At 61.2% G+C, this 16,350-nt stretch carries 14 protein-coding genes; 8 read left to right on the top strand and 6 right to left on the bottom strand.

Translation table 11 applies throughout. The features are described from left to right. Nucleotides 1–65: 65 nt before the first annotated feature. From R8L07_18390 to R8L07_18400, 3 genes are all read right to left on the bottom strand, one after another. Entirely contained in the window at nt 66–2,021 is a 1,956-nt protein-coding gene (locus R8L07_18390) for an MHYT domain-containing protein (protein ID MDW3207509.1), read from the bottom strand. Between the two features lie 205 nt (nt 2,022–2,226). Beyond that, a complete protein-coding gene (locus tag R8L07_18395) occupies nt 2,227–2,811 on the bottom strand; it encodes an OsmC family protein (protein ID MDW3207510.1) in 585 nt (194 codons plus the stop codon). Between the two features lie 30 nt (nt 2,812–2,841). Beyond that, entirely contained in the window at nt 2,842–4,158 is a 1,317-nt protein-coding gene (locus R8L07_18400; protein ID MDW3207511.1) for a PLP-dependent transferase, read from the bottom strand. An 826-nt stretch (nt 4,159–4,984) separates the two neighbouring features. On the opposite strand from R8L07_18400, the gene R8L07_18405 reads away from it, so the two are divergent. The 4 genes from R8L07_18405 (at nt 4,985) to R8L07_18420 (ending at nt 9,730) form a co-directional block, all read left to right on the top strand. Beyond that, nucleotides 4,985–6,553, top strand: a complete 1,569-nt coding sequence (locus R8L07_18405; GenBank protein MDW3207512.1) for an ABC transporter ATP-binding protein — start codon at nt 4,985–4,987, stop codon at nt 6,551–6,553. Then, nucleotides 6,550–7,626, top strand: coding sequence for an ABC transporter permease (locus R8L07_18410; GenBank protein ID MDW3207513.1), 1,077 nt, complete (start codon nt 6,550–6,552; stop codon nt 7,624–7,626). Before R8L07_18405 ends, R8L07_18410 begins: the two co-directional genes overlap by 4 nt. 3 nt (nt 7,627–7,629) lie before the next feature. Then, entirely contained in the window at nt 7,630–8,559 is a 930-nt protein-coding gene (locus R8L07_18415) for an ABC transporter permease (GenBank protein MDW3207514.1), read from the top strand. Between the two features lie 121 nt (nt 8,560–8,680). Continuing rightward, nucleotides 8,681–9,730: a BMP family ABC transporter substrate-binding protein gene (locus R8L07_18420; protein MDW3207515.1), complete on the top strand. Its 1,050-nt coding sequence runs from the start codon at nt 8,681–8,683 to the stop codon at nt 9,728–9,730. A 64-nt stretch (nt 9,731–9,794) separates the two neighbouring features. Here the strand turns inward: R8L07_18420 and R8L07_18425 are convergent, their stop codons facing one another. Beyond that, the gene (locus tag R8L07_18425; protein ID MDW3207516.1) at nt 9,795–11,069 is read right to left on the bottom strand and encodes a tetratricopeptide repeat protein; all 1,275 of its coding nucleotides are present in this window, start codon (nt 11,067–11,069) and stop codon (nt 9,795–9,797) included. 151 nt (nt 11,070–11,220) lie between these two features. On the opposite strand from R8L07_18425, the gene R8L07_18430 reads away from it, so the two are divergent. From R8L07_18430 to R8L07_18445, 4 genes are all read left to right on the top strand, one after another. Next, nucleotides 11,221–11,739, top strand: a complete 519-nt coding sequence (locus R8L07_18430) for a hypothetical protein (GenBank protein MDW3207517.1) — start codon at nt 11,221–11,223, stop codon at nt 11,737–11,739. A 90-nt stretch (nt 11,740–11,829) separates the two neighbouring features. Continuing rightward, the gene (locus tag R8L07_18435; GenBank protein ID MDW3207518.1) at nt 11,830–13,173 is read left to right on the top strand and encodes a proline--tRNA ligase; all 1,344 of its coding nucleotides are present in this window, start codon (nt 11,830–11,832) and stop codon (nt 13,171–13,173) included. A gap of 7 nt (nt 13,174–13,180) precedes the next feature. Then, nucleotides 13,181–14,425 carry a lipoprotein-releasing ABC transporter permease subunit gene (locus R8L07_18440; protein MDW3207519.1) on the top strand — a complete coding sequence of 415 codons (1,245 nt, stop codon included), beginning with the start codon at nt 13,181–13,183 and terminating at the stop codon, nt 14,423–14,425. Continuing rightward, nucleotides 14,418–15,113: an ABC transporter ATP-binding protein gene (locus R8L07_18445; protein ID MDW3207520.1), complete on the top strand. Its 696-nt coding sequence runs from the start codon at nt 14,418–14,420 to the stop codon at nt 15,111–15,113. The genes R8L07_18440 and R8L07_18445 overlap by 8 nt, the downstream gene beginning before the upstream one ends. Here R8L07_18445 and R8L07_18450 read toward each other — a convergent pair. Both R8L07_18450 and R8L07_18455 read right to left on the bottom strand, forming a co-directional pair. Beyond that, nucleotides 15,110–15,715: a HupE/UreJ family protein gene (locus R8L07_18450; GenBank protein ID MDW3207521.1), complete on the bottom strand. Its 606-nt coding sequence runs from the start codon at nt 15,713–15,715 to the stop codon at nt 15,110–15,112. The genes R8L07_18445 and R8L07_18450 overlap by 4 nt on opposite strands. After that, a complete protein-coding gene (locus tag R8L07_18455; protein MDW3207522.1) occupies nt 15,715–16,311 on the bottom strand; it encodes a HupE/UreJ family protein in 597 nt (198 codons plus the stop codon). The genes R8L07_18450 and R8L07_18455 overlap by 1 nt, the downstream gene beginning before the upstream one ends. Nucleotides 16,312–16,350 lie beyond the last annotated feature (39 nt).

Here is a 16,350-nt window from a genome sequence, read left to right on the forward strand (position 1 = left end):
TCAAAGATCTGAAACATGACGCGCCAACCTAGTCGTCCGGTGCGAGGCGGGCAATTGCCCTTCGACTAGTCGCCTGCCACGGCCGCCTTGGCGGGAAGTCGAGCCGACTTCCAGCAGGTGATGGCCCGTGTGCCGGCTCCCGGATTGCTGAAGATCTCAAACGCGCCTGCATTCAGGGACATCAGTTGCGACACGATGGCCAGTCCGAGGCCGGATCCTGTGGAGGTGCTTCTCACATGCGGGGAATGGGCGTGCGGGAAAGGCTGGCCGACCATGTCCATCAGATCGTCGGACATGCCCGGGCCTTCGTCGGAAATGACCACACGGGTGAAGCCGTCTTCCTGGCCGGGGCTGTCAGGCCGGTCAGTGTTCCGGGCGATTGTCTCGATGGTGACCGCCCCTCCGCCGTGGTGAATTCCGTTCGAAATCAGATTGATCATCACCTGGCGGAACGCGCGCCGGTCCGCCTGGACGTGAACCGGGCCGGGCGGGGCAACGAAACGAATGGATGCATCGGGTCCCTGGGAGCTTTGCATCGTCCGTGCGATTTCGGAAATCGTCTTGACGATATCAAACGTCTCCGGGGTCATCTTCTGGCTGCCGCGCTCGATTGCGGCCATATCCAGCATATCGCTGACCAGCGTCAGAAGATGTTCACCGCTTCCCTTGATGTCGTTTAGATATTCGTTCGACCGGATCGGGTCATTTCGAATCGACTCGACCGTGAGCAGCATCTCCGCGATACCGATGACGCCGTTCAACGGGGTTCTCAGTTCGTGGCTCATGCTGTGCAAAAACTCGGTCTTGGCCCGGTTCGCACGCTCGGCCTGCAGTTCCGCACGTTTGACGTCGGTGATGTCGGTTGAAAGGAATACCGTACCGCCATCCGACGTGTGTCGCTGCCGAACCAGCGCCCATTGGTGTGGACGGGGCTGCCACAAAAGGGGGCTCTTGGGAGTCGCATGATGCTCCATGATTTCCCCGGCACGATCCAGGACATCGACATCCGGATCGGCGGCAAAGGCGCGGTTAAGATGGCCCCTCATGATCACTTCGAAATGCAGCCCGGAAGGGTCTGAATTTTCAGGGCAATAGGACTCTCGGAAGTGGCTGTTCCAGAAGACGAGCTTGTCCGACGCATCAAATATGGCGAAATCGTCGGCCAAGGTTTCCATGGCTTCTGACAGACGTCGGTCGCTGACCATGGCGCGGCGGGACGCCTCTTCTCTGTGCAGGACTTCCCGGGCGAGTCTTCGGTCATATGCCAGGGCGCCGCCGGCGGCCGCCAGAATGGTCAGAGTAGCGACCCCGGTAACTGCAGCGAGAATGTCGGGATTGTATGGGCTGAGGCTGAAATCATGGGCGGCGGATGTATAGCACAGGGTCGACGCCATCGCGGTATAATGCATGCCGGCCACCGCAATCCCGATAATGCCCGCGGCCACGACACTGGCGGAAATCTGAAGTTCGTCGCCGCGGCGTACAATCCATTTTGCAATAGACAGCGCCACAAGGCCGAGTGCGACGGCCACAGCGATTGATGCGCTGAACAGGATCGCGTCGTATCGAACGATTGCGTTCACTTCCATGGCGGCCATGCCGCTGTAATGCATGGCCCCGATCCCGCCGCCGAATGCGATCGACCCGAGAATCAGAGCCCGCGTGCCATGGCTGCGGCTGCCGACCAGCCGAATGGCGGCGAACGACCCTGCAACTGCAGGAAGGGCGGAAACGGCGGTCAGTAGGACATCGTAACCAATGGGTATCGGCAGGCGATAAGCGAGCATGCCAACAAAATGCATGGACCAGACGCCGAGGCCCATAATCACCGAGCCGATGACCTGCCAAGTCGTTTGCGCCGGACCTTTTGGTTGCTCGGCTACGTGAATGAGAAGCCGGATAAAGGCAAAGCCCGCCAGTCCGGCAATCAGATAGGATGTGGCTACAAGTGTGAGATCGTACTGGGCTGTCAGCGCCCTTGACGAGTCCAATCCAATTGAGAAATACGACGCCAGATCCATAAGGGCACTTTACTTAGGTCACGCCTGACGCATGCTTCTGCACCTGCTCAGGCTCGTCAGCACACCCAATTGGATAGCATAATATAGAACGCATCAATATTTCGAAACCGACAACTTACCGAAATCGCAAGTAAAGTGTTCGCGGAAAAGAAGAGGGGCGGACACAGTCCGCCCCAAATGCACGCGACGATGGAATACTTTCGTGTTAGCCCGCCAGGCCTGCAAACAGAGCTGGATCGGAATCGATCTCGTCTCCATCCGGCTGGCGACTGGTTCTGGCGGCAACCGGCGTAGCGTTCCGGATGACATCGAGAACCGGGCAATGGGCGTCCACGGCGCGTTTCAGGCGGTCCAGCTCTGCCGCCGATGCGTCGCTGTCGAGTTCGACCTGAATATCCAGGCCGCGGAAGCCGGGGCGGGCGCTCGGGTCGATGGCGAACATGCCGCGCAGGTCGATATCGCCCTTAACCGTTGCGGAGACGCCGCGCAGCGGAATGCCGAGCTTGTCCGCATACAGTCGATAGGTGATCTCCTGGCAGGATGCGATGGCAGCGAGGACCAGTTCAATGGGGTTGGGCCCCAGATCCTGGCCACCCAAGGCCTTCGGTTCGTCAACCGTGAGCAGATAGTCGCGAGCTTCAACCTCGCTGTGCAGACCAGAAATCTGGCGGGATTGGACTTCGAAACGCGCGACCGCCTTCGAGGCGTCTCCGCGGATCGTGTCGGCAATGCGGTCGAACGTGCCGGCAAAACCGACTTTCGCAGGGGCATCCTTGACTTGGAAAGACATCGGATCGGTCCTTTCGTGAAACGACGGTTCTTAAGCGGCGGCCTGAACGGCCTTGGCGGCTTCGCCCAACGCCCTGGAGAGATCGGCCAGGATGTCGTCGATATGCTCGATCCCGATCGACAGCCGGACATAGCTGTCGGTGACGCCGGTCTTATGCTGTTCCTCGACCGTAAGCTGGGAATGCGTGGTCGTGGCCGGATGGATGGCCAGCGAGCGCGCATCGCCGATATTGGCAACGTGATAGAACAACTGCAGCGCGTCGATAAAGGCTGCGCCGGCGGCAGCACCACCTTTGATGTGGAAACCGACCAGGCCCCCGTATCCGCCTTTCAGGGCTGCGTCGGCACGCTCGCGGGCCTTTCCTGACTGGTGGCCGGGATAGATCACGCCGTCGACGAGATCGTGCTGCGACAGGAAGTCGGCGACTGCGGCAGCGTTTCGGGAGTGTTCCCGAATGCGCAGCGGCAGCGTTTCCAGTCCCTGAATGATCTGGAAAGCGTTGAACGGCGACAGTGCAGCCCCCAGGTCGCGCAGAAGGGTGACCCGCGCCTTGATGATATAGGCGATCGGACCCAACGGCTTGACCGCTTCCGTCCAGACCGCACCGTGATAGGACGGGTCCGGCTGGTTCAGATAGGGCTGGCGGTCCTTGAAATCCTCCCACGGGAAGTTGCCGCCATCGACGATCAGGCCCCCGATGGAGGTGCCATGGCCACCGATATACTTTGTCGTTGAATAGACAACGACCGCGGCCCCCAGATCCAGCGGGCGGCACAGCACCGGTGCGGCGGTGTTGTCGACGATCAAGGGGATGCCGAGCTCTCGGCCGATCGATGCGACCTCGGCGATGGGAAAGACCTCCAGCTTCGGATTCGGCAGCGTTTCCGCATAATAGGCACGGGTGCGCTCGTCCGTCGCGGCCCGGAAGGCTTCCGGATCCTCCGGGTCAACGAAGCGAACTTCAATGCCCTGATCCTTCAGGGTGTTGGCGAAGAGATTCCAGGTGCCGCCATAGAGGTTGGTCGAACTGACGATGTTGTCGCCGGCCCGGGCGATGTTTTGGATGGCAAAGGCGCTTGCCGCCTGACCCGAAGCGACGCCCAGCGCAGCCACGCCGCCTTCCAGGGCTGAAACGCGCTTTTCCAGCACGTCGACGGTCGGATTCATGATCCGGGTATAGATGTTGCCGAGTTCCTGCAGCGAAAAGAGCTTCTGTGCATGTTCGGCATTCTCGAACTGGTAGGAGGTCGTCTGGTAGATCGGAACGGCCACCGAATTGGTCGCCGGATCCGCACGATAGCCCGCGTGAAGGGCCAGGGTTTCAGGGTTGGTCGTGTCGTTCGTCATCGTCGCTTGCTCCGTTATCTTTTTCCGGGCGCGCCCGGAACCCGTCATGTCGGGTTCCGGGTGCTCCGGAGTGGCTCCAGCGAGGATCCGCGCCTCGACCGTTGGTCCCGAATGAAAGGCCGACGGTTGGCGTCGCTTTAGCATTTGATGACGCGGTGCAAGCTGATCCTCAAATCACCGCGGGCATGTCTCTGGCCGAATGAAAGCCGTCGACTGCCGATCGCGCCGGTTCGATGAATGGATGACTTGCGGGAAAACAATGCCGGCCCCTGGGGGCAGGCGGCGGGCCAATGTCTCGACAGGGATCGAAACAAAAAACCGCCGCAGCATGTGCCGGGCGGTTCTGGGCCGACCCGCTTTAGCTGCATTTGTTAAGCGCCCGCAAGCTGAGCTTCAAATCGGCGCTGAGGGATTGGTACTTCGTGACGGTATCGGCCGTCAAGAGGAAATTTTCTAACGCGATCGACCCCCTGGCAGGGGTAATAGACTGGCAGGGGCAATAGAAAAGGGGGCGCCTCGCGGCTGCCCCCCGAAATCTCTTGTGCGAATTGTCCCCCATCAAGGTGACGAATTCTCAGCCCTCCCTAAACTTGGGCCCCGTCGACCGTATTCTTGCGGGTTCATTGCCGCCAGCCGTCCGGATTGGACCAGTCCGTACACCGGCGTTCACAAGACTTCGTAGGGCGAAGCAATCTGCGGCCGGTACACGCGGTCTCCGTGTGTATTTGTGAGTTTAAGGAAATACCTTTCGCAGGTCACGGCAAAAATAAAAAAATATGACACCCGGATGCTTGGAAACTGCAAACACTCCGATTAAACACGATGCATGCAATCCGATCCGTCCGAACCAGTCTCCAGCACCGGAAACGGTTTCGAAATCCCCCGACTGCGGCTCAGGGGGATCACCAAGCGTTTTCCCGGTTGTCTCGCCAATGACGACGTTTCGCTCGCCCTGAATGGGGGAGAAATTCACGCACTGCTTGGAGAGAACGGTGCCGGCAAGTCTACGCTGGTCAAGATCCTGTATGGCGTACAGACCGCCGATTCAGGCACGATTGAGTGGGATGGCAAGCCGGTGGAAATCGCGAATCCCGCCGCGGCGCGCGATCTTGGGATCGGCATGATTTTTCAGCATTTCTCGCTCTTCGAGACGTTGAGCGTTGCGGACAATGTCGCCCTGTCCCTTGGTACCGGAACCGGTCGGGATCCGGATTTGAATCGGGAAATCGCGCGGCTCAGCGAGGAATACGGATTAGCACTGAACCCGCGCCGGATGGTGCACGAACTCTCGGTGGGGGAGCGGCAGCGCGTCGAGATTGTGCGGTGCCTGATGCAGAATCCCCGCCTGATTGTCATGGACGAGCCGACTTCAGTTCTGACGCCAAATGAGGTGGTTCGGCTGTTCGCGGTGCTCCGGCGACTTCGGGACGAAGGCAAAACGATCCTCTACATTTCCCACAAGCTTCAGGAAATTCGCGATCTCTGCGATCGGGCCACGATCCTGCGCGGCGGCAAGGTTGTTGCGAGTTGCGACCCCCGGGAGGAGACACCCAACTCCCTTGCCGCCATGATGATCGGTCGCTCGTTCGATGCGCCCGTTTCCGGTAGGCGCGCGACCGCCGGGGACGGCGCCCACTTGCTGGAGGTTCGCGGGTTGAGCCAGGAAGCGACATCGCCGTTCGGGACCGCGCTCAAGAATATCTCCCTGCATGTCCGGGCCGGTGAGATATTGGGAATTGCCGGGGTCGCCGGGAACGGACAGAGCACGCTGCTCGCCGCATTGAGCGGTGAATCGGTATCGCCGCGGGATGAGTGGATCCGGTTCGAGGGGCGGCCGATCGGCAGGGTCGGCGCCCGGGGGCGCCGCGATCTGGGGATTGCGTTTGTGCCCGAAGAACGGCTTGGGCATGGCTCTGTCCCGGACCTTTCGCTGGACGAGAATGCGCTGCTGAGCGGGTGGCGCCGATGGGGACTGGTACGTCGCGGCCTGGTGTCCCGCAGCAAGGCGCGGGAAAGGGCGGAGCATGTTATCCAGACCTTCAATGTGGTCAGTGCCGGATCCGCTGCGGCGGCGCGCAGTCTGTCGGGCGGCAATCTTCAAAAGTTCATCATCGGGCGCGAAATCCTGCAGGAACCCAAGTTGCTGATCGCGGCACAGCCGACATGGGGGGTCGATGCCGGATCGGCGGCCGCGATCCAGTCGGCGCTGATCAATCTTGCCCGGGCCGGCGCCGGCGTTATCGTCGTCAGCCAGGACCTGGATGAGCTGTTCACCATTTCGGATCGTGTCGCGGTCATGTTCGACGGCAATCTTTCCGAAAGTCGGCCGACCCATGCGACAACAGCGGAGGAAGTCGGCTTGCTGATGGGCGGACTGTTCGAGGCGGCGTCATGATTGCGGTTGAACGCCGTCCCGAGACGTCGCGCCTGTGGCTCTACGCGACGCCGGTTCTGGCCGTCGTACTGACGGTCTTGTGCGGCGCAATTATGTTCGCGGTCCTGGGATTCGATCCGTTGGATGCGCTGCATGCCTATTTCATACTCCCGCTATCCGACGTCTATGGGCTTGGCGAACTGACGGTCAAGGCGACGCCCCTGGCCATGATCGGCGTCGGGCTGGCACTCGGGTTCCGGGCCAATGTCTGGAATATCGGCGCGGAGGGTCAACTGACCCTTGGGGCGATATTCGGTGGCGGTCTGGCTCTTGCCTTCTATGGGCAGGAAGGGCCGCTGCTGCTGCCGGCGATGTTGCTGTCCGGCATGCTTGGCGGGGCACTCTGGGCAGCGATTCCGGCATTGTTGAAGACGCGGTACAATGCCAACGAAATTCTGGTCAGCCTGATGCTGACCTATGTTGCGGGGTTGTTGCTCAGCTATCTGGTGACGGGTCCGTGGAAGGATCCGATGGGGTTCGGTTTCCCGCAGACCCGGTTGTTCGGAGAGGGGGCGCTGCTGCCGATCCTGTTGGATGGCACGCGCATGCATGTCGGATTTCCGCTTGCCCTTGTCACGGTGGCCGCCGCCTGGTTCATCGTGTCGCGCAGTCTGTTCGGGTTTCAGATCAAGGTCGTCGGTCTGACGCCGCCCGCAGCCGGTTATGCCGGTTTCAGTGGTCCGAAGATCGTTTGGGCGACTCTGATGATAGGCGGGGCCCTCGCCGGTCTGGCCGGCGCCATCGAGATTTCCGGCCCGATTGGGCAACTCACACCTTCGATCTCACCGGGATATGGCTTTACCGCCATCATCGTCGCGTTTCTTGGCCGGCTGCATCCGGTCGGAATTCTTCTCGCCGCATTGCTGATGGCCCTGAGCTATATCGGCGGGGAAACCGCCCAGATTGACCTTGGCCTGCCGGTTGCCGTCACTGGGGTGTTCCAGGGCATGCTGCTGTTCTTTCTGTTAGCGAGCGACATGCTGGTCCATTTCCGGGTCAGGTTGGGATCGAACCGTGCGGGCAGGGCGGTCTAGATCATGGATATTCTGATTGTCTCTTCGGTGATCGTCTCCGTCTTGGCCGCGTCCACGCCGCTGCTGTTCGCGGCGATGGGCGAACTGGTTGCCGAAAAGTCGGGGGTTCTCAATCTCGGGGTCGAGGGAATGATGCTGGCCGGTGCCGTCCTGGCCTTCATCGTCGGTCTGGAAACAGGGAGCGGAGTTCTGGCTGTCCTGGCCGGGGCGGCCATGGGGGCGCTGATGGCGGGTCTGTTTGCGCTTCTGACGCTCGGATTTCTCGCCAACCAGGTTGCGACCGGACTGGCTCTGACGTTGTTCGGCATTGGGTTGAGCGCCTTGTTGGGGCAGAGCTATGTCGGCACGCCGATCTCGCCCTTACCCAAACTGTCGCTCGGAGCGTTGTCGGAGGTTCCGATCCTCGGTCCGGTGATCTTCGGACAGGATGCATTGGTCTATCTGTCGTTCGCGATGACGGCGGCGGTTGCCTTGTTCCTGTATCGAAGCCGCGCCGGTTTGATACTGCGTTCCGTGGGTGAAAATCCACATGCAGCCCATTCCATCGGGTTTCCGGTGATCCTGATCCGGCTGGCGGCGGTGCTGTTCGGTGGCGCCATGGCAGGGGTCGGCGGCGCCTACATGTCCCTGTCCTATACCCCGATGTGGGCCGAGGGCATGATCGCCGGTCGCGGCTGGATCGCGCTGGCACTGGTTGTCTTTGCGACCTGGCGCCCGGGGCGGGTTCTGCTGGGGGCCTATCTGTTCGGCGGCCTGACCATCGCCCAACTGCACATGCAGAGTTCGGGCATGATCGAGATCCCGGCACAGTTCCTGAACATGATCCCGTATATCGCGACGATTGTCGTCCTGGTCCTGATATCGCGCGACGCGACCCGCATTCGGCTCAACGCGCCGGCCAGTATCGGTAAGGTGTTTCATCCGAACGGGTAACGGGTTAGGATTTTTTGCATCGCACCATACGTTGGGCCGCATCCGGCCGTAATCCGCACAGTCTGAAACAAGAAACAGGGGGCTCCCGATGATCAAGATTTCCCGCCGTTCCTTCTCTGCCATGACGCTGGCCGCCGGTGCCAGCGCGGCGCTGCCAGCCCGTGCTGCCGATCCGTTCAAGGTCGGTTTCGTCTATGTCGGCCCGATCGGCGATCACGGCTGGTCCTACCAGCACGATCAGGGACGGCTGGCGATCGAAGCGGCCTTCGGCGACAAGGTTGAAACCAGCTATGTCGAGAGCGTGCCGGAAGGGGCCGATGCCGAGCGTGTCATCACGCAGTTGGCACGCAGCGGACATAAGCTGATCTTCACGACCTCCTTCGGTTACATGAACCCGACGGCAAAGGTCGCGAAGAAGTTCCCCGACGTGAAGTTCGAGCATGCGACCGGCTTCACCCGTGCGCCGAATATGGCGACCTATGCCGCGCGCTTCTATGAAGGACGCTATGTGGTGGGGATTCTCGCCGGACATATGAGCAAGACCAACAAGGTCGGCTATATTGCCTCCATTCCGATTCCGGAGGTCATCCGGGGCATCAATGCCTTCACCCTGTCGGCCCGCAAGATCAACCCGGCAATCGAAGTCACGCCGATCTGGGTCAATTCCTGGTACGATCCTGGCAAGGAAGCCGATTCCGCAAAGGCCCTCATCGACCAGGGTGCCGATATCATCCTGCAGCACACGGATTCTCCGGCGCCGGTTCAGACCGCCGAGGAACGCGGCGTATGGTCAGTCGGTCAGGCATCGGACATGTCCGCGTTTGGACCGAAATCGCATATGACGGCGATCGTCGACGATTGGGCCCCGTACTATGTAGAACGGACCCGCCAGGCGATGGCCGGGACCTGGACGTCCGGCGACGTCTGGGGCGGTTTCGATTCCGGCATGGTCAAGATGAGCGACTACAATCCGGCCCTGCCTGAGAATGTGGTCGCCGAGGCTGTGGCCGCCCGGGATGCCATCGCGGCGGGCAACCTTCATCCCTTTACCGGTCCGATCAAGAACCAGGCCGGAGAGGTCGTTGTTGCGGAGGGGCAGTCGCTCGAAGACGGCGAACTGCTGGGCATGAACTGGTATGTCGAAGGCGTGAACGGCAAGGTGCCGAGCTGACCGCGACGTCAGGTTAGAGATTGATAATCCCCTGCGGCCGGCGCCGCGGGGGATTTTTCCTGGATCAGTCCACCAGCAGGACGCGGCCCTGTTCGGCAAAAGAGCGGATCGCCTCACGGGTGCGCGGCCCGTCTATTCCATCGAGTGCGCCGTCATAGAAGCCGTGTTCACTGAGGTATTCCTGATAGGTCAGAATTCGCTCGTCGCCGCCCAGTTCCATTGAACGTGCATAGTAGCGCGTGGCACTGTCCACATCACCGAGCAGGACATAGGCGGCCGCCGCCGTGTCGACATTGTCGGCGTTCTCATCCAGTTCGATTGAACGCTCGACATAGTCGAGGGCCGCGGCCGGGTCGCGAAAATCCTTGTCTTCGGCCGAAACAAGCAGCCAGGCGAGCGAATTGAGGTTGTCCGCCGTTGGGGAGATCTGGGCCGCGACGTCCATGTCGTTGCGTGCCTCATCGAAGGATTTCAGTTCCATATGCAGCAGACCGCGCCCCTGCCAGGCGCCCGCTAGGGTCGGGTCGCCGTTAATGGCGGCGGTGTAATCCGCCATGGCTTCCTCATCGCGGTCAGCGTCCCGGTGCACCATGGCCCGCAGCATGTAGGCGTCCGGCAGGCCATTCTCCATCTCGATGGCGGCTGTCAGATCCTTCAGCGACTTGTCCCATTCGCCGGCCTTCATCTGCGCCAATCCGCGCCGCAGATACAAACGCCCGATTTCAGGTTGCAGGTCGATGGCTCGATCGAAAAGGCCGATTGCCTTCTCGAATTCTCCGACTTCGGTGTAGAGGCCGCCCATCAGCGCAAGCGTTTCAACATTCTTTGGTGCGATCGTGCGGGCCTTTTCAAGATCGCGAAAGGCGGCGTCCATATTGTCCAACTGCGCGTGGATCAGGGCGCGGCCGGTAAAGAGGGCAGCGTTCTTCGGCGAAATCTGGATGGCGGTGTCGTAATCCAACAGGGCCTTCTGATAATGACCCAACCGCTCAAGCGCCTGGGCCCGACCGTGCATCAGCCCGAAATTGCTGGGTGCCATGTCCAGCGCGCGTGAAAAATCGGCAACGGCCCCGCTGAAGTCATAGGTATCCATCTTGGCCGTTGCGCGGAAGGCGAGGGCGGTCACGCGCCCCTCCTTGTTCAGAATGGGGTTCTGAAGAAGATCGGAGCAATGCTGGACCCGGTCCGTGGCCGGGACATCCGTTGCCATGCAATTCCGGACGAGCCCGGGAAGGGTGCCGGGATCGACAGGCGCTTCGTCGTTGGATTGAGATAGGGCCGGCGCTGCGATGAAAACCGTGAGTGCTGCCGATACCAAATGCATTGCGATACGTGCCATGCGCGTTCCCGTCGTGCTAATCGGGTGACTGACCGGATCATACGGTAGCTCAGGTTTCTGCCGCGTCAAACTTCGGCTAGACTGTTCATCGTTTCCTCAATGCGTTGGCCCGAGATTTGCTGATGGAACCGGCATGTTGATGCGACTTCTCATGACCCTACTTATCGCGGCCATGCTGCCGGTACCGCTTCACGCCCAGGCACCGGAGAATCCGTTTTCCAATGCGGGCGAGGGGGCGACGCAGCCGAACAATGTGCCGCCCCAAAATCCGGGAGGCGCCCCGCCGCCGAAACCGGACAGCAAGCCGGATCTGCTGCTTCGGATGACGAAGAAGGACTGTGAGAAGGTACTGCGGAGACGGAATGTTGTCGGTGCCGACTATGTGGCCGGCGTCGATGTGCGCGGCAACAGTGTTACGGGTGCAGATCTCAAGGGTACGCTCACGGCGGCGGATGTCCTGCCGGAGGAAATTGCCTTTGAACTGTCATTGAACCCGCTGACCTTTGCCGGCAATGAGGCCCTGGAAGAGCGCTTCTCGAACAGTTCATCCGGATTCGGCATGGTTCGCTTCAATCTGTCTTCCGGCGCGCTGACCCTCGACGGCAAACGGTTGAACGCCGAAACCGAACAGGAACTCGCTGAAATCTGCCGTCAGGCGCTCGGGCAATAGGCTCGCCGGAATGTGGAGCTTCGGCTTTACGCGACCGGTCACTCCCCCTAGATTGCGCCGCAGTCGAAACCGGTATTGAAGGGTCGCCCAATGCGCCTGTCCCCCGCGGTCCGCCTTAGTGAATATTTCATGCCCACCCTCCGGGAAACGCCGAGCGAGGCGGAAATCGTCTCGCACCGGCTGATGTTGCGTGCCGGGATGGTGCGGCAGGAATCGGCGGGCATCTATTCGTGGCTGCCGCTGGGCTATCGCGTTCTGCGCAAGATCGAGCAGATTGTTCGGGAGGAGATGGATCGCATCGGCTGCCATGAAGTGCTGATGCCGACGATTCAGTCTGCGGATCTGTGGCGCCGTTCCGGCCGGTACGACGATTACGGCAAGGAAATGCTGCGTCTCGAAGACCGCCACGAGCGGGAGATGCTGTACGGCCCGACCAACGAGGAAATGATCACGGATATCTTCCGCGAGCACGCCAAGAGCTACAAGGACGTGCCGAGGATGATGTATCACATCCAGTGGAAATTCCGGGATGAGGTCAGACCGCGTTTCGGTGTCATGCGCGGTCGGGAGTTCCTGATGAAGGACGGCTATTCCTTCGATCTGACTGCGGAAGACGGCCGGATTTCGTACAACAAGCAGTTCGTCGCCTATCTTCGCCTCTATGCCCGTATGGGCCTGCAGGCGATCCCGATGGCGGCCGATACCGGACCGATCGGTGGTGACATGAGCCATGAATTCATCATTCTGGCCGAAACCGGAGAGAGCCAGGTCTGGTGCGACGCGGACCTGCTGAAACTGGATCTCCTGAACGCCGATATCGACCATCGCGACGCGGCACAGATGAGCGAAGTGATCGGCAAGGTTACATCCTACTATGCGGCCACCGACGAACAGCACGATCAGGCGAAGTTCGAATCGGAAGTGGCTGAAGAGAAACGCCTTTCTGCCCGCGGTATCGAGGTCGGCCATATCTTCTTTTTCGGCGACAAATACTCGACCCCGCTTGGCGCGAAGGTTCAGACGAAGGACGGCCAGACCGTTCCGGTTCAAAGCGGGTCTTATGGCGTCGGCGTATCGCGATTGGTCGGTGCGATCATCGAAGCGAGCCATGACGAGAACGGCATCGTCTGGCCGGAAGCGGTGGCGCCGTTCAAGGTCGGTCTGATCAACCTGCGCAGCGGCGACGACGCCTGCGATGCTGCCTGCGAAGACCTGTACCGCAAGCTTCAGGATGCCGGTGTCGAGGTCATGTATGACGACCGTGAAGAGCGTGCGGGCGTCAAGTTCGCCGACATGGAGCTGATCGGGCTTCCCTGGCAACTGGTGGTGGGGCCAAAGGGCCTGGCCAATGGCGTCGTCGAGCTGAAATCCCGCGCGACCGGTGAGAAGGTGGAACTCTCCGCCGAGGCCGCGCTGGCGAAACTGGCAGGCTAACGGCGGTATGTTGTCCGCCGTAGAACGACTCGTCGCATTCCGGTATCTCCGGGCCAAGCGTCAGGAGGGCTTCATCTCCGTAGTCGCGTGGTTCTCGCTGCTCGGCATCATGCTGGGCGTGGCCACACTCATCATCGTGATGTCGGTCATGAACGGCTTTCGGGCCGAACTGCTGGGACGGATCATCGGGTTGAACGGCCATGTCACGGTCGGAACGCTGGAACGCCGTATCGAAAACTACGACGATCTGGCACAGAGGCTGATGCAGAAAGAGGGCGTGGTCTATGCCACCCCGATGGTCGAGGGGCAGGTCATGGCCAGCAGCGGCGCCGGTGCCGGCGGGGCCCTGGTGCGCGGTCTTTCGGCCAAGGACTTTATCGCCCGCCCGATCCTGCGGAGCTCGATCGTGGTCGGAGATCTGGAGAAGTTCCGGGCCGGCGACGGCATTCTGATCGGCGTGCGGATGGCCGGACGCCTTGGGCTGAATGTCGGTGACAAGCTGACGCTGATTTCGCCGAATGGCACGGTTACGGCATTCGGGACTGTCCCGCGCATGAAGGCCTATACGATTTCCGGTCTGTTCGAAGTCGGCATGTACGAGTTCGACAACACCTATATCTACATGCCGCTGTCGGCCGCCCAGTCCTTCTTCAAGACGGGCGATGCCGTCGGGTCCATCGAGGTCATGCTGGAGAATCCGGACCTTGCCCGCACCACGGCCTTCGAGTTGCGCCAGGAGTTGGGGGCGGGCTATCACGCGACGGACTGGCAGCGCGTCAATGTGAGCTTTTTCAATGCGTTGGAAGTTGAACGTAACGTTATGGCCATGATTCTGTCCCTGATCGTGATTGTTGCCGCGTTCAATGTGATCTCGTCCCAGATCATGCTGGTCCAGGACAAGTCACGCGGGATCGCGATCCTGCGCACCATGGGCGCGACACGGGGATCGGTTCTGCGCATCTTCTTCATGACCGGCAGTTCGGTCGGGGTGATCGGTACGGTTTTGGGCGCCGCCCTGGGGATCGCCTTTGCCGTCAATATCGAGACCATTCGCCAGTGGATCCAATCCCTGTCCGGTGCGACCTTGTTCGACGCGGAAATCTATTTTCTGTCCCAGTTGCCGGCGAAGGTGGAGCCGCTGGAAGTTGCTCTGACCATTGTGTTCGCTCTGGCGATAAGCCTCCTGGCCTCGATCTATCCGGCCTGGCGCGCCGCGCGCCTCGATCCGGTGGAGGTGCTGCGTTATGAGTGAAGCAGAAGCTTTCGCCCTGGAACTGCGCGACGTTGTCAGGACCTACAAGACGGCGGCTGGCCCGCTGACCGTTCTGGAAGGCGCCTCACTGTCTGTCGGCAAGGGGGAGCTGGTCGGACTGGTAGCCCCCAGCGGGACCGGCAAATCGACGCTGCTTCATGTGGCCGGACTGCTGGAACTGCCGGATGGCGGCGATGTCGCGATCGAGGGGCTGGCATGCGGTGCCCTGAACGATGCGCGTCGTACATCGATCCGCCGGAACACTGTCGGTTTCGTCTATCAGTTCCATCACCTGCTGCCGGAATTCTCCGCTTTGGAGAATGTGGCCCTGCCACAGATGGTGGCGGGACGGGGCAAGGGTGCGGCGAAGAAGGCGGCGTCCGAACTGCTGGACCGCGTCGGTCTGACGGCGCGGGCCAGTCATCGTCCGGCCAAACTATCGGGGGGTGAGCAACAGCGCGTTGCGGTGGCCAGGGCGCTTTCGAACAATCCCGCCATCCTGCTGGCGGATGAGCCGACCGGTAATCTCGACCCGGCGACCTCCGACACAGTCTTCAATCTGCTGGTTGAGATGGTCCGCGAACGCGGGATGAGTGCGCTGATCGCGACGCATAACATTGATCTGGCGGAACGCATGGATCGGGTAGTCACCCTCCAGGACGGCAGGATAACGGATTTCCGGCGCTAGCTCCCGCCGCGCAGGCTGAAGGCCAGCATCATCGCCGATGCGGCCGCGACCCAGCTTGCCAGAACACGCATCCCAATCCGCGTAATTGCGAAACGTTCGATCTTGCGTAGCGCGAGCGCCGCATTGACGACGATCAGCGAAACGCCGAGCCAGGCGCCCGCCGCAAAGACTGCGCGATCCACCGGTCGCGCGGCATCAAGCCCGGTATCGAGCCCAATTGCCAGAAAGACCGGCGCCAGCAAACCGATGCTATACGCATAGTCGCGATCCTGAGTTGCCGCGACGGCAAGTCCGAGAAGCAACGCACCGACCCAAAGTGCCGGTGCGGTCCAGATGGAACTTGTTGCGCCCACCCCGAAAACCGACAGAATCAACCCGGCCGCCAGCGGCAATACGACCGACAGAAAATGCCGCGGCATCTTCGCCTCGGGTTGATGCGCGATCAGCAGGGAACCCGCCAGCAGGCAGACTGCGTGGACGGGCTCCAGCACCGGGTGCAGGAGCCCGTTCGGAAAGGCCCCGATTCCCTCCAGGCTGCTGTGAGCGTGGGCGGCTTCCGGTGACAGAATGAGGAAAGCGGTCGCCGGTATGACAGCCCGCATCAGGCCATGCCGGTCAGGAAGGCTAGGCCCATGACGGCGATCAGCCCGCCAAGGCCGCGCGCCGCAATCCGGCCGAACTTGCCCCGGCCGAGCTCACCCAGCCCGATACCGGCGAGGTGTAGCAGGCCGGTCGATAGGACAAAGCCCACCGAATAGGCGGCGGCGCTTGCGGAGTCCGGCAATTCCGTGCCGTGCGCGTGCCCGTGAAACACGGCGAATACACCAACAATGGCGGTTGCGATTGGTACGGGCGCGCGGACAGCGAATGCGATCAAGAGCCCGAGCACGACCGCCGAGGTCGCAATTCCGGCTTCCACGGCGGGGATCGGGATCCCGAGGACCCCCAGCGCGCCGCCAAACGCCATGATCAACGGAAACACGATCGGCAGAACGTAAATGGCCGGTCGTCCGAGGAAAACGCCCCAAAGCCCGACAGCGACCATGGCGATGACGTGATCCAGGCCGAAGATCGGATGTGTCAGACCACTGACGAACCCGCCGCCATGGCCGGGGCCACCATGTGCCCAGGCAAGGGATATCGGCAACAGTGCCAGGATGGCGGATACCGTCAGTATACGGCTTACACGCAGGTTCATTTTTTGACTCCGGCTTCCAGCGATTGGTGAGGCTTGTAC

This window comes from Alphaproteobacteria bacterium, assembly GCA_033344895.1.
Classification (GTDB): Bacteria; Pseudomonadota; Alphaproteobacteria; order UBA8366; family Aestuariispiraceae; genus Pacificispira.

Bases quoted from the DNA above. Each gene is read 5' to 3' on its own strand.
- R8L07_18390 (MDW3207509.1), bottom strand. From the start codon at position 2,021: ATGGATCTGGCGTCGTATTTCTCAATTGGATTGGACTCGTCAAGGGCG.
- R8L07_18395 (MDW3207510.1), bottom strand. From the start codon at position 2,811: ATGTCTTTCCAAGTCAAGGATGCCCCTGCGAAAGTCGGTTTTGCCGGC.
- R8L07_18400 (MDW3207511.1), bottom strand. From the start codon at position 4,158: ATGACGAACGACACGACCAACCCTGAAACCCTGGCCCTTCACGCGGGC.
- R8L07_18405 (MDW3207512.1), top strand. From the start codon at position 4,985: ATGCAATCCGATCCGTCCGAACCAGTCTCCAGCACCGGAAACGGTTTC.
- R8L07_18410 (MDW3207513.1), top strand. From the start codon at position 6,550: ATGATTGCGGTTGAACGCCGTCCCGAGACGTCGCGCCTGTGGCTCTAC.
- R8L07_18415 (MDW3207514.1), top strand. From the start codon at position 7,630: ATGGATATTCTGATTGTCTCTTCGGTGATCGTCTCCGTCTTGGCCGCG.
- R8L07_18420 (MDW3207515.1), top strand. From the start codon at position 8,681: ATGACGCTGGCCGCCGGTGCCAGCGCGGCGCTGCCAGCCCGTGCTGCC.
- R8L07_18425 (MDW3207516.1), bottom strand. From the start codon at position 11,069: ATGGCACGTATCGCAATGCATTTGGTATCGGCAGCACTCACGGTTTTC.
- R8L07_18430 (MDW3207517.1), top strand. From the start codon at position 11,221: ATGACCCTACTTATCGCGGCCATGCTGCCGGTACCGCTTCACGCCCAG.
- R8L07_18435 (MDW3207518.1), top strand. From the start codon at position 11,830: ATGCGCCTGTCCCCCGCGGTCCGCCTTAGTGAATATTTCATGCCCACC.
- R8L07_18440 (MDW3207519.1), top strand. From the start codon at position 13,181: ATGTTGTCCGCCGTAGAACGACTCGTCGCATTCCGGTATCTCCGGGCC.
- R8L07_18445 (MDW3207520.1), top strand. From the start codon at position 14,418: ATGAGTGAAGCAGAAGCTTTCGCCCTGGAACTGCGCGACGTTGTCAGG.
- R8L07_18450 (MDW3207521.1), bottom strand. From the start codon at position 15,715: ATGCGGGCTGTCATACCGGCGACCGCTTTCCTCATTCTGTCACCGGAA.
- R8L07_18455 (MDW3207522.1), bottom strand. From the start codon at position 16,311: ATGAACCTGCGTGTAAGCCGTATACTGACGGTATCCGCCATCCTGGCA.